Annotated in this window: 15 protein-coding genes and 1 pseudogene; 9 read left to right on the forward strand and 7 right to left on the reverse strand. The window is 63.2% G+C overall.

Translation table 11 applies throughout. From position 1 onward, the window contains the following. Positions 1-279: 279 nt before the first annotated feature. The gene (locus tag DT057_RS22250; RefSeq protein ID WP_128564295.1) at positions 280-513 is read right to left on the reverse strand and encodes a hypothetical protein; all 234 of its coding nucleotides are present in this window, start codon (positions 511-513) and stop codon (positions 280-282) included. A 643-nt stretch (positions 514-1,156) separates the two neighbouring features. Here DT057_RS22250 and DT057_RS22255 point away from each other — a divergent pair. Continuing rightward, positions 1,157-1,378, forward strand: coding sequence for a hypothetical protein (locus DT057_RS22255; RefSeq protein WP_128564296.1), 222 nt, complete (start codon positions 1,157-1,159; stop codon positions 1,376-1,378). A 92-nt stretch (positions 1,379-1,470) separates the two neighbouring features. Here DT057_RS22255 and DT057_RS22260 read toward each other — a convergent pair whose 3' ends face one another. Together DT057_RS22260 and DT057_RS22265 are read right to left on the reverse strand one after the other, a co-directional pair. Continuing rightward, positions 1,471-1,719 (reverse strand): hypothetical protein, encoded by a 249-nt coding sequence (locus DT057_RS22260; protein ID WP_128564297.1) that lies wholly within the window; start codon positions 1,717-1,719, stop codon positions 1,471-1,473. A 266-nt stretch (positions 1,720-1,985) separates the two neighbouring features. Continuing rightward, positions 1,986-2,660, reverse strand: coding sequence for a helix-turn-helix domain-containing protein (locus DT057_RS22265; protein WP_128564298.1), 675 nt, complete (start codon positions 2,658-2,660; stop codon positions 1,986-1,988). A gap of 429 nt (positions 2,661-3,089) precedes the next feature. On the opposite strand from DT057_RS22265, the gene DT057_RS22270 reads away from it, so the two are divergent. Beyond that, entirely contained in the window at positions 3,090-3,347 is a 258-nt protein-coding gene (locus DT057_RS22270; RefSeq protein WP_128564299.1) for a hypothetical protein, read from the forward strand. 367 nt (positions 3,348-3,714) lie between these two features. Then, positions 3,715-3,924: a cold-shock protein gene (locus DT057_RS22275; RefSeq protein WP_128564310.1), complete on the forward strand. Its 210-nt coding sequence runs from the start codon at positions 3,715-3,717 to the stop codon at positions 3,922-3,924. Positions 3,925-4,266: 342 nt separating this feature from the next. On the opposite strand, the gene DT057_RS22280 is transcribed toward DT057_RS22275, so the two are convergent. After that, complete coding sequence (locus tag DT057_RS22280; RefSeq protein ID WP_128564311.1) at positions 4,267-4,626, reverse strand: hypothetical protein; 360 nt, start codon at positions 4,624-4,626, stop codon at positions 4,267-4,269. Positions 4,627-4,909: 283 nt separating this feature from the next. On the opposite strand from DT057_RS22280, the gene DT057_RS22285 reads away from it, so the two are divergent. Together DT057_RS22285 and DT057_RS22290 are read left to right on the forward strand one after the other, a co-directional pair. Continuing rightward, positions 4,910-5,119, forward strand: coding sequence for a hypothetical protein (locus tag DT057_RS22285; protein WP_128564300.1), 210 nt, complete (start codon positions 4,910-4,912; stop codon positions 5,117-5,119). Positions 5,120-5,186: 67 nt separating this feature from the next. Next, positions 5,187-5,420 carry a hypothetical protein gene (locus DT057_RS22290; protein WP_128564301.1) on the forward strand — a complete coding sequence of 78 codons (234 nt, stop codon included), beginning with the start codon at positions 5,187-5,189 and terminating at the stop codon, positions 5,418-5,420. 56 nt (positions 5,421-5,476) lie between these two features. Here DT057_RS22290 and DT057_RS22295 read toward each other — a convergent pair whose 3' ends face one another. The 3 genes from DT057_RS22295 to DT057_RS22305 all read right to left on the reverse strand — a co-directional run bounded on the left by DT057_RS22295 (position 5,477) and on the right by DT057_RS22305 (position 7,575). Next, a complete protein-coding gene (locus DT057_RS22295; RefSeq protein WP_128564302.1) occupies positions 5,477-6,073 on the reverse strand; it encodes a hypothetical protein in 597 nt (198 codons plus the stop codon). 453 nt (positions 6,074-6,526) lie between these two features. Beyond that, positions 6,527-6,892 carry a stability/partitioning determinant gene (locus tag DT057_RS22300; RefSeq protein WP_128564303.1) on the reverse strand — a complete coding sequence of 122 codons (366 nt, stop codon included), beginning with the start codon at positions 6,890-6,892 and terminating at the stop codon, positions 6,527-6,529. Next, positions 6,889-7,575 (reverse strand): ParA family protein, encoded by a 687-nt coding sequence (locus DT057_RS22305; protein ID WP_128564304.1) that lies wholly within the window; start codon positions 7,573-7,575, stop codon positions 6,889-6,891. Before DT057_RS22305 ends, DT057_RS22300 begins: the two co-directional genes overlap by 4 nt. A gap of 787 nt (positions 7,576-8,362) precedes the next feature. On the opposite strand from DT057_RS22305, the gene DT057_RS22310 reads away from it, so the two are divergent. From DT057_RS22310 to rclC, 4 genes and pseudogenes are all read left to right on the forward strand, one after another. After that, positions 8,363-9,340, forward strand: a complete 978-nt coding sequence (locus DT057_RS22310; RefSeq protein ID WP_128564305.1) for an NADPH:quinone reductase — start codon at positions 8,363-8,365, stop codon at positions 9,338-9,340. 439 nt (positions 9,341-9,779) lie between these two features. Next, positions 9,780-9,887: pseudogene (locus tag DT057_RS22315) on the forward strand (recombinase family protein); the annotation flags it as partial. Positions 9,888-10,285: 398 nt separating this feature from the next. Beyond that, positions 10,286-10,618: a hypothetical protein gene (locus DT057_RS22320; protein WP_128564307.1), complete on the forward strand. Its 333-nt coding sequence runs from the start codon at positions 10,286-10,288 to the stop codon at positions 10,616-10,618. Between the two features lie 412 nt (positions 10,619-11,030). Beyond that, the gene (rclC, locus tag DT057_RS22325; protein WP_128564308.1) at positions 11,031-11,666 is read left to right on the forward strand and encodes a reactive chlorine resistance membrane protein RclC; all 636 of its coding nucleotides are present in this window, start codon (positions 11,031-11,033) and stop codon (positions 11,664-11,666) included. Positions 11,667-11,715: the final 49 nt, after the last annotated feature.

An 11,715-nucleotide genomic window follows, 5' to 3' on the forward strand; every position in this document is an offset into this window, starting at 1 on the left:
CCCGGCGTCCGCGGATGCCTGTCAGCCCAGGCGAGCGCGAGAAAGGCTCGTTGTCTCCAGCAGGTTGACCGCCAACACCTTCTGCCCCGTCAAGCCGCACAGATCCCGTGCGCATCATGGGTCAAGAGATGGGTAGGCAATCTGAGCCCGAAGCCGTGCCGAGCGATCTCAGGGGCTTAGCGGCCGACGACGGCGGAAGAGGCATCTGCCTTGCTCTGGCGCGGGTGCCGATTGCTCATGTCCCGCTTGGGCGGCGCTAGTCTTTAAGCTCAGTGGGCATCAGGCGACTGTCTCTGGGGCGCGAAGGTGTTGCCGTCCAGCCTCGGTGACACGGATCTGAGCGTCCGCAAGCCGGGCGCCGGAAACGCGCTCGATCAAGCCTGCGCTCATGGCGTCCTCGAAGATGCTCAGGCGGGGGCAGGACGTGCGCCACGCATCCATTGTCTCGGCGTAGCCACGCGGCTTGTCGCCGATCCACTGGAGGAGTTGAACGGTCAGGGCTTCGTTCGGCATGGCGCTAGTCTCCTACTTAGGGGCAAGCATACGCGAGCGGGAGGGATTGCGGCCATGGGACCCCCCGCTGCGACCGCCCGCCTCTACTCTCGGCAGCCCGATCCAGTCACCGCCGCCGCGCTGGCCAAAGCACGTGCCGCCCGACCACTCGGTAGTCGGTATGGGCTCTGCCGCACAGCAAGGGTGGTCGGGGATGCCGACCAAGGCGTTGCCTCCGTGCCGAGACGCGTGTCCGGCGTTCGGCATCCCCTAGCTCAGGCCCGAGCAGGCCCGAGGTTATTATCCATTCTAGAGGCTCTTGAACGGATATCAGCCTCACCCTTTGAGACCACTGCGGGCGTTGGGGGCTACCTTAGGTGGAAGGCAGACTAGCCACCGGCTTGCGAGGCCCTGCGGGAAGCAGTTAGACTGGCCCTCAACTGAGGGCGCCACGGCGGCGCGGTTAAGATCTTCTGAGGACTTCCAGGAGGTTCCGTAATCCGTTCCATACTGCGGCTTATGCGAAATCGCTCGCGCGACTACAGCCTTGGCTCATCCGGCTAGCGGACCCCTGCCGTAACCTCACCCCTGTGTGACTTGCCTCACAGAGAACTGCATCGTCGGCGCGCACCCTGCTCTCACCTGACACACAGAGGAGCAGGACATGATCAAGACGGTTCTGGGCGCGGCTCTCCTGGCCGCTGTGGCCAGCGTCTCACTCACCGGCTCCGCCGAGGCACGTGGCTTTGGCGGACGTGGGTTCCACGGCGGTGGCTTCCACCACGGCTTCCATGGCGGTGGCTTCCACCGTTTCCACCGCTTCGGTGGGTTCTACGATCGGTGCGGCTTCGGCTGGGGTTCCCGGCGCTTCTGCGGCTATCGCTGAGCGACCGGCGAAGGGGCGGCTGCTCTGTGTACTCCCCCAGGCAGGGCGGCCGTACTCCTCGTACTCCTTGCTGACGCAGGGCGGCTCACATCTCATTGCTCGCCCTGGATCCAGAGGGTCTCGACGCCTTGAACCACGGCATAGCAAGGCCGGTAGCCGGCCTGCACCAGGGCGCGAATGGCCACAGCGGTAGGATGGTTCTCCTCACCCTCGGCCACGAGGCCGTCGACCAGCTCGCGAAGGCGGTCGGCCTCATAGCTACTGAGATCCCGCTCGCTTGAGCGGAAGGCTCGTGTCGCCAGTGTGAGTGCCTCGGTCGCGAGCCGTTCGTTGATCGACACCACCAATCTCCCCAGCGGTCCAGGCGGCGGCATCTAAGATCCGGGCGCGTGTCGTCCATCAGAAGTCACGAGATGACCAACCCGCGGGCTACTGCAAGCGCCTCCACGCGATGAACAGCTTGGGAGTCTGCTGCAATAACGGTTTGACTCTGGCGAAAGCCGTGGTGCGCGCCTGTTCGGCACAGCGGACACGGTCCGTCGGCAGCATGATAAGGGGACATAGCTCACCACGCTGCCGCAGCCACCGCTCCTGCCAACCCTGGCCCTCACTCTAAGTGCCATAGACGAGCCTGCGACCCTGCCCCCCGGCAGCTACTTGAGGGTTCCGAAGGGCTGAGTTTACAGGAGTATCTCTTCTCAGTATGCGTGCCGGTCACGGATTTGACCCCTCCCTCCAGGGACACCGGCCGGCGCGCGAGGCGGTTCCAGGCCAGCCACTCCCGGGAGACGATCCGCACCACGTTGGAGAGATTGCGCCAAGCTGTCTGCTGGCGCTCCTCGACGGTCAGCAGCCCGAGCAGGCGCGCCTCCCGGATCGCATTCTTCACGGTAGAACGGCTGACGCCTGCCAGCGCCGCGATGTGGTCGATGTGCAGCCGGCAGTCCCCCCGCTTCGCCACCTCGCCTGCAACGACGGCCAGCACGGCCTGCTCGGCTGGCGTGAACTTCATGGCCAGGGTGGGTGGCAGCCTTCCTGAAGCCGCCCAGCGGCGCCGGCGCTCCATGCTGGCATCGGACCGCGGACGGCTGCCTACGAGCTTCCTGGGGGCTTGTGGTGCGATCGGCAGCACCTTCCTGGCCTCGATCAGGCCGGACAGCTCCTCGGCCTCAGCTTCCGTCACCTGGCCCGCCCCGTAAGCCTTCCAGAGCACGGCTGCCACGTCCGGCAGCCTCATGCGGGGCGCGGCCGTGATGGCCGCCCGGATCTGGTCAACAAGCATCGTTCCCGGCCCTCGTCGGGCCGCGGCAGATCGTTCGGAGGCGCCGGCAAGCGCTCCGTTCCACAGACAAGCCTCCACCGTTGCCGGAAACGACGTTCCGACTTGACTCCCGAGGGAGCGTCTGGCGATATCGGGGGGCAGATTGTTCCCGACACCGCTTCGGCGGATCCACGGCCCCCTCCCGGCAAGGAGCGGGGCCGTTGGCTTTTCAGGGTCTCACTGCGGCGGCGGTGGTCTCCTTGGCGACTCGACCGGATGCCGAGCGCCTAAACGGACATCTGAGCCGGAGCGGAGCGGTTCGTCAAACTGGCAGCGGCATCAGGCTGTTCAACGTGCGTTGGCTAATGGCTGCCCGAGCCGGTCGGTGAACTCGCCGTAGCCCTGAATTGCCGGGGCTCTATGTGCTGCTCTCCGAGAATGGAGGCACTGATGCCCGACAAGAAGCCCGAGAGCGAGGACGGCCAAGAGAGCCGGCGCAGCAGCGAAGTGCACGTGCCGGAGCCGCAGACTGGCGGTACTCACACCACGACCCACAGCAGCCAACCTCAGGCGCCCAATCCGGCGATCGAGCGCGATGAGACCAAGAAGCGTGAGAGCGTCGTTGACGGTCGCCTCGACCCTGATGCGCAATCGCCCGACAATGAGCGCGCCAAGCCTTTCGACCCCAAAGAGAACGATCCGGCCTAATCGAGGGGGCGCGAAGAGGCAGAGCAAGCCCCGCCAGCCGTGAGGCTGCCCCGTCTAACGAAAACGGCCCCGCCGCCGGTCGTGGCCGGTCGGGCGAGGCCATTTCTCCGCCTTGATCTCTGTCTCTCCGGGTCTCTGCCCGGCTGCTTCAGGTTCTGCCTCCCAGCCCTGAAGTCATAAGGGCACAATACGGGGCAACCTTGAACCGCAAGCTAAAAAGCGCGGTGAATGGCCCAGCAACAGGTGTTGCCGAAACCTTGCCTATCGCTCCTGCCGTGACATCTCGGTCCGGGGCGCCACGCTGTTCATCCGCAGAGTTCATCACCAGGGTGCAGCAGTGCCTGCCCCTTTCGCGAAGGACGACCGCATGAGCACCGGGACGGTGAAGTGGTTCAACACCACCAAGGGCTACGGCTTCATCCAGCCCGACGACGGCAGCAAGGACGTGTTCGTGCACATCTCCGCCGTCGAGCGGGCGGGCCTGCGCGATCTGGCCGAGGGCCAGAAGTGCTCCTACGAGGTGGAAACCGATAAGCGCAGCGGCAAGCAGTCCGCCGGCAACCTGCAGGCTGGGTGAGGATCCAACCCGCGGCCGAGAGATCATGTGGGCCATCAGCCGGCGTCGCGGTTCCTGTTCTCCGCTGCATCGACCCTCTCGTGACCACCCGGCCCACTGAGCCTCACAGGCCGGCGGGGAGAACTGGTCCGCCACCAACCCGTCATCACGAACTCCCTCGCGATCCAGCCTGCAGGCGGAACCGGACCGCCACAAGGGTACGTCCGCGAGAGAGGGCGCCCGTGTAGCAGCCTCAGACAGGCTTACAAGCGACGTGGCGTCTCACCTTGCGGCTCGGCGGCCGAGGCCGCTCGCCCTGGCCAATCTCAGCCTCTGGAGCAGCGGAGCGAGCTTCCGGCTCCCTCAGCTACTCAGGCGAGCCCCGCCGAGGCTGATCTTCCGCTTCGAACCGGATTGAGCGGTGCCGTGCGTCGGCGCCGTGTAGGGCTTGCGCGACTGCTCGTAGAGGGTGTTGCCGACCAGACCTGCCGCGCGCCGGAGCGCCGCGCCCTCGCAGGTAGCCGCGATCCTGAGGCCCAGTTCGTGAGTGTGGCTGCGCCCGTATAGGTAGACCGCGAGCCGCGCCCGCTCAGCCTCGGAGAGTTCGTCCGTCATCTGGGCGATCGCGTCAGGCTGGGCTCGAAGCAGTCGGCCGAGCGTCTCCGGAGATACGGGGCAGGCAGCGGAAGGGTCGTCGACGCTGATCGAGCGGCTCTGGATCATGATCACACCTGCGGCTCGGGATGCCGCCAGGGTCACCTGTGTTGGTTAACGGGACGTTTCCTTGCCCCGCGACCAAGCGCGCGAGTAGTGCGGGACGAGCCTGCGCGGCCACGCTGTTACGAGTTCGTCAACCATCCTGCGCCAGCCTGAAGGTCGCCGCCCCGGAGGTCCCGAGGCGGCAACGGTAGCGGCCCGGCATCCCACCTCACCTATCACGCCGGGCCGCCGCCCATGCCACAACGGCCCAGCCACGATGGCGTCCTCCGGCAGGGCGAGAGGAGCCATGAACACCTTCCAGGTCATCATCCAGACGCCGGCTGGAAAGCTGACGCTCAGGCGGGCCACAGCTGCCACCGCCGTGGAGACCGGCTGCACCGTGGAACGGGAAGGGATCGGAAACGTCTGCATCTCATCCCCGAGTGGTGAGCCGATGCGACTCGCAGATTTCGCCGCCTCGCTCGTCAAGGATCAGCCGGACTGGGATCCGGCCTGATGGGATCGTTGCCGCATCTCCCATGCCAGTGGCCGGCAGGCTGAGGCACATGAACATGATGTCGCCCATGCCCAGCGTGCTCGAGCTGGAGCTGCGCAATCAGCTTGCCGATCTGCGGGAGCGCCTCGCCGTCGCCCAGGAGGACCTGATCAGCATGGCGCACGACGCCGGCGCCATCGACGGCGAGATCATGTCCCTCAAGGCGCAGATGAGTGAGGCACGAGCCGACCGGGACGCTTGGCGGGAGCAGGCCGAGCGGCTCAGCCAACTCCTTTCAGCGATAGCACAAGCGAAGGTATAGGCGGCCTAAGCGCGCCTATTTTGACGCTGACTGGTTAAATGCACTTTCAGAAATGATTACGTTTTCGATTTTGGTCGATAAGGCCAAATCTTCCCAGTAACGGTAACAGTTACGGTCTTAGTAATTTTTGCCTGCTCCAATTTTTTTGTCGTTGGGTTTTTGTATTGTCCCTTCGATGTTGTAGTGACTGGATCTATGCTGCGTGTGTTAAGCCGAAGACTCTGGACAACGTCACCTCTAGGCTTAACATGTTGCTCGTAAGTACTGATCACGCCATTGGAGTCTGGTGACGAGCTTACTATTGCAGTATGATGGCCACGCTGGGCTGTATGTTCTCTTGTCTCTTCGAGGCTGGTTCCGTCAGTAAAGACGTACTTCGTAACAGTTATAGTTGTAATGACATGATCACGAATTTGGAGTATGTCTCCGGGTCTAACATCTTTGACGGAGGGGATAGAGTCACCCCAGATGTAATCGGTGTCTTCTCCTACTGGACCAAGATCATTTGATGTTTGAGCACCCGCATTTTTAAGTGCTTGCTCACCTAAATCCCAGCACTCGCCCCGCCCAATCTTCGTGCCGAGATTGCCTTTCGTCCAATTCACAACCTTCTGATTGACGGTGAGCTGTGCTTGTTGCGCGCCGTTGCTCATGGCAGGGCCCTCAGTGGTGAAGCAACCATGTCATTGCCGCAACGCTATGTCGAGGATGGGCCGCTATCACCCAGCCTGCCACATCAAAGTTTCCTGAAGCCGGCGTTCTGCTGGCAGGCGGGCAGGCACCATCTTTAAATGCCAAGCTTGATGCATCGGCCACCTGCTTAGTTAGACTCGCTTCCTGCGTCGGTCCCGGAAGCCCTTTCGTCTGGCCGACGCGACTGCGGGTCGGGCGTCGGCATACCTGAGACCTCGGTCGGCCTCGGATGCGATCTCACACTCTATGCCGGTGGCAACGTGCGCCATGCTAATCAGGCCCTCCTGGGCGACCGCGAGGCGCCCCTGCAGCCCGGCAAGCTGGTTCCGCAATTCCTGCTCGACCAAGCTGGGCATCGGCGAAATCACGTTCATGCGCTTCTCTACCATCCGAGGCTACCAGTTAGCTACCAGCTAAGGTTTCTTGATAGTGTGCTCCCGCTGTAGCAGCTCTGTCGCACGCTCAAACGCTTCACCGAAGCCCCAGCCCATGGCATCTGCGACACGAGTGAACGCCTCGATCGCCTCAGGCCTTGTTTTGATATTGAACTGCACGTTGCGGCCAGTACGGCGACGGCGCTGCTGTCTTGGTATCGGCTGATCGGCGACCTCACTCTTTGCGGGTTCCCGACTGCGGAAACCCGCCACCTCAGCCGACTTTTTTGTAATCTCAGGCTCTGGCTTTTGGCTGGCAGATGTCGGCTTCGGCCAAGCAGCAGGGTCGAAGTCGTCCAGCTCATCACCGAAGCCCAGCGAGGGACGCTCCTTCGCGTTCATCATGCCGCCTGCTTGGCAGTTGCCACGGCCTTCAGCTTCGAGATGACCTCGCCTACGAACTCACGGGCATTCTGAACAGCCTTGTCGAGATTACTGACCTGCGATGCGTTAAGGTCCGCCAGGGTACCTCCATAATCAAAGAGATCCCGGAATGCTGCGCGCTCGACGATCGGCGTGGCGAAGATTTCTATGCCCCCGGCCTGTAGCTGCTCAGTAACATTGCGCAGGGAGCGGGAGGTGACGGCTGCACTTGTCCGGGTGAGGACGACAGCGTGAGCGATTTTGCGGCGGGACATCTTTTCCTGGTTGCGGATCAAACGAATGGTCTTGGCGCCACCCTTGGCGTCCATTGAGGATCCCTGGACCGGGATTACGACTAGGTCGGCCATGCCGATGGAGTTCGACACCATCAAGCTTGCGGTCCCCTCAAGATCAACGATCACGAACTGCGATGCAAGGCTTGCGGCTTCGATCACGTCGACAATCGTGTCCTCTATTACCTCACCGATGATCGTGACGTTTGCTGGCTTACCCGGCAGCTTCGCCCATTGAGAAATCCAGCGTTCCGGATCGGCATCGATGACCGTGACAACAGCCCCCTTCGCGGCGAGCTCTGTCGCGAGGAGTAGCGCCGTGGTCGTCTTCCCAGCGCCTCCTTTGGGGTTTGCAAACGCGATGACCGGCATGGCGGCTCCTGCGAGTAGGTCGGTGTAAGCGAACACCAGAATGTCTACCAGATAGCTAACGGCTAGCGGTAGCTACCAGATAGCTATTGGGCATTCTCTCTAGCCGCTAGCTACCTGGTAGCTTTTGGCTAACCGATCGCTACTAAATAGCATCAGAGAGGCGCCCTGTGCCGGAACGGATGCTGGTTTGATGTCCAGCCCTGGTTCGTGCCGAATGCCAGTTTAGGCTGGGGGGCTCAGGACCACCGACTTGACCGCCTTGAACCGCTCGCGCTGATCTGCGGGTCGTCCGGGGTATCAGCAGCCGGCGGCGGTAGAGCACTGAAGCGGATGCCTCTTCCGCCGTCGTCGGCCGCTAAGCCCCTGAGATCGCTCGGTACGGTTGAGGCTGAGATCGCCAACCCACGTTCTAGTCCACAAGGCGCACGGGATCTTCCGCCCTCTCCCTGAGCTGCGCTCTCTTCGCATAAGCTCGGCGTATGGAACCAGGTACGACAGACATGCCACGAGGGGCCGCTTGCGACCGATTGTGTTGAAAAACTCAGAGGCCGCGCCTGTTGCCTCGCCCATACCTCGCTGTGAGGAAAACTCGTCTCTTTCCGGCGCTCGGCATGCCGATGTGGGCCGGACCGCGCGAGCCAGTACAGAAGATCTTTCTACGCGCGAGCTGGTGTGGAACCGCGCATCGGCTGCATCCCGAGTTTTTCAACACAATCGGTGGAGAGCGGACCTTCTACCCCGCGACTGCGTCCGGCCCTATGCTGTACACCTTTGGAGCGCCACGCCGATGAGAGCAGCCTGGTACGAGCGTAACGGTCCGGCCGGTGAGGTCTTGCAGGTCGGCGACATGCCCGACCCGCAGCCAGGGCCCGGCGAGGTGCGAGTGCGCGTGTATGCGTCGGGCGTGAACCCCTCGGACTGGAAGACGCGGTCGGGCTCCCGGCCGATGGTCACTCCCCGGGTGGTGCCGCACAGCGACGGTGCCGGCATCATCGACCAGGTCGGCGCCGGCGTGGATCCAGTCCGTGTCGGCGAGCGGGTCTGGATCTGGAATGGTCAGTGGAAGCGACCGTTCGGAACGGCGGCCGAGCTGATCGCGCTCCCGTCCGAACAAGCGGTGCCGCTTCCCGAGACCATCTCCTTCGAGGCGGGAGCGTGCCTTGGGATCCCAGCTTTAACGGCGCACCGGGCCGTCACGGTGGACGGCTCGCTCGAGGGTCAGACGGTTCTCGTCGCGGGCGGGGCCGGTGCGGTGGGACTATACGCCGTTCAGATGGCGAAGCTGCTCGGAGCTGCGCGGGTGATTGCCACGGTCAGCTCGCCTGAGAAGGCGCGGCATGCGAGCGAGGCCGGTGCCGACGAGGTGATCGACTACAAGCGCGAGGATGTGGCTGAGCGAATCGTGGCCCTCACAGGCGGGCGTGGGGCTGATCGCGTAGTCGAGGTGGACATTGCAGGGAACGCGGCCCTGCTACCCCGGGTCGTGGCGCGGGATGGCCTGTGCGTGGTCTACGGCTCCAACGCGCCGCAGGCGTGCCTTGAGTTCGGGCCGATGATCTTGAGCGGAGCGGCCGTGCGCTTCTTCATCGTCTACGAGCTGTCACGAGAGGCCCGACAGCGAGGGATCGCCGATCTGACCCGATGGATGACGGATGGCTGCTTGAAGCACACGATTGGAGCGACGTTCCCGCTCGACGCTGTCGTGGAAGCGCACGAATGCGTGGAGAGTGGGAGGGTGGTCGGCAACGTGGTCGTGAGCCCCTGATGGGCAGAGACCGGCCGGCGTTGGCGGCTGCTGTGCGCCAATCCCGGCCGTCTTTCGACGGATTGCCTCCACTCTCGAAGCGGACATGCTGGTGAGATGCCACCGCCCAAGCGCATCCGCCTGCCCGGGCCTGGCTGGACCGCCGGCGCGGCCGTCGAGAGCCTCGATGGGGTGAAGGCCTGCTCGGGGTCGGAAACAGGCGCGGCGGCGACGTCCGCTTCCCTAGATTGTCGCTCGAAAGCGGACCGGCGGAAATCCACCCCGAGCGGTCATTCCGCTGCTCAGGTCGAGCTGTCAACAAAACGACCGTTTTCCTTACACGTCTGAGACCCGCCTCAGTTGACGCGCTTGACGCGAGAGCGCCGTCACGCCGCCGATGTTAGGAAAATGTGGCAGGAAAACTACTGCCAGGAATGCCCTCCTGTGGCACTACCCTGACATGCTCATCGGCTACGCTCGCGTCTCCACCACCGACCAGAACCTCGACTTCCAGCGCGACGCTCTCACCGGCGCCGGCTGCTCGCACACCTTCGAGGAGAAGAAGTCTTCGGCTCCTTCCGGTCTGATCTGGTCGCCCTCCACATCGCCAACTTGATCAAGCACCCGGACGGCCTACGGGTCATCGTGCGCCGCTCGAAGACCGACCAGATGGGCAGGACTTGAATAAGTCGATCGCGCATGGGCGCTTCATCTGGCCTGTATCACTCGTCAGCGATTGGCTCAGCGCGGCTGGCATCGTGAAGGGGTCACTGCTCCAGCCTGAACGCGCCGCTACGGGCGTGGGGATGAACCCGGCGCAGCAGCATACCAAGGTATGTGCAGGACCGTTGCACGTATAATCACCCGAAACCCACGTCTATCTATGTAACTAGCAGAATGAGAGCAATTATACCTCCATCAGCCTTCGACCTGAGGGCCGCCAATCTGCAATGGAGGATCCAAAAGATGTCTCGCACACTGCTCTTCTCGCTCGCGCTCCTTGCTGGCACGACCGGTTCCGCCCTGGCTCAGGATGCCGGCACCTTCAATGCGTGGGGGCATACCTTCAACGTCCCGGCATGGCAGTCCAGCACCACTCGGCTCTCGGAGATCACCCTGACCACCGGATCGCTCTCTCCCGGAGCTTACCAGTATGCCGGCTCCCACGCCGGCGGGCCCGCCGACGCGCTGATCTCGAACGGCACGCCGCAGGCGGTGCAGCACCGGGTGACGGCACCGGCCTACCGCTACTCCGGCAGCCACGCCGGCGGTCCGGCCAACGGTTTGTCGCGCGATTAAGCAGTGTCCTTACTGCTTTCCAAAGCAATGCAACGACCCACAGTCGCCGCGCTCTGGCGCCTGCGCGGGATCGGAGTCCGTGGTGCGGGTCCACTTGAGATTACGGCTGCACAGCAGGCTAAGCGCGCCTGCCGTGCGTCGTGTTGTCGGGTTTCATCGCCGAGGCTCGCCCGCAGCGATGAGCTCTCAAAAATCATGGTGCATGGCTAGCAGTGCCACATTCTCTAGTAGTGCGGCATCGTCACGCTGCAACGCTGGACGCCGCTTCTGCCCTTGGTGCTGACGCACACTGCGCAGTTGGCATTTGTCAGGGCTGCGAACTGTCCCGCTTTGAGTAGCCGTTCGTCAGTACTCGGGACCTCGGCAGACCTCGGCTTCGCATGCCCAACTTCACCAACCAAGGAGCCATGTCATGAACACGTACATCCGTCAGGTCCTCGGGCTTGCGTCAGGACCAGTCTCAAATCGCATCGGCATCCATGGGATGCGCGTCGCAATCGCGATCGTCTTCCTCTGGATCGGTAGCGTAAAGTTCGCCCCTTATGAGGCTGACAGCATCACGCCTTTCGTCGCCCACAATCCGGTACTGTCGATGTTCTACAAGCATCCCGACCAGTATGCTCAACACATGACACGTGAAGGTGAGTTGAAGCCCACCGACCGCGCTTGGCAGACTGACAACGACACCTACGCGTTCTCGGATGGGCTCGGCGCCGTCGAGATCGGCATCGGCCTGCTGACCCTTGTCGGTCTCTTTTCACGCCGCTGGGGTCTCGTGGGTGCCACGCTCGCGTTTCTGACGCCGTTTGTGACCTTGTCTTTCCTGGTGACGACGCCGGAGGCCTGGGTGCCTGCGTTGGGCGACGCACAGCACGGCTTCCCGTACCTGTCTGGCGCTGGCCGGCTCGTGCTGAAGGACGTTATGTTGATGGCTGGCGCGTGGCTCGTGTTGGCTGACAGCGCTCGTGCCGCTCTCGAACATACAGCTCAAGCATCCCGAGCGGTTAATGGGCGTACCCGGGAGTTTGTGCTCGCGACTAACAACTAGGAGCCCGTCCGAGTAACGGGTTTGCGGATCGAGATTGGGGTTGAGATCA

Origin of the sequence: Methylobacterium crusticola, from assembly GCF_003574465.1 — a bacterium.
GTDB classification, from domain to species: Bacteria; Pseudomonadota; Alphaproteobacteria; order Rhizobiales; family Beijerinckiaceae; genus Methylobacterium; species Methylobacterium crusticola.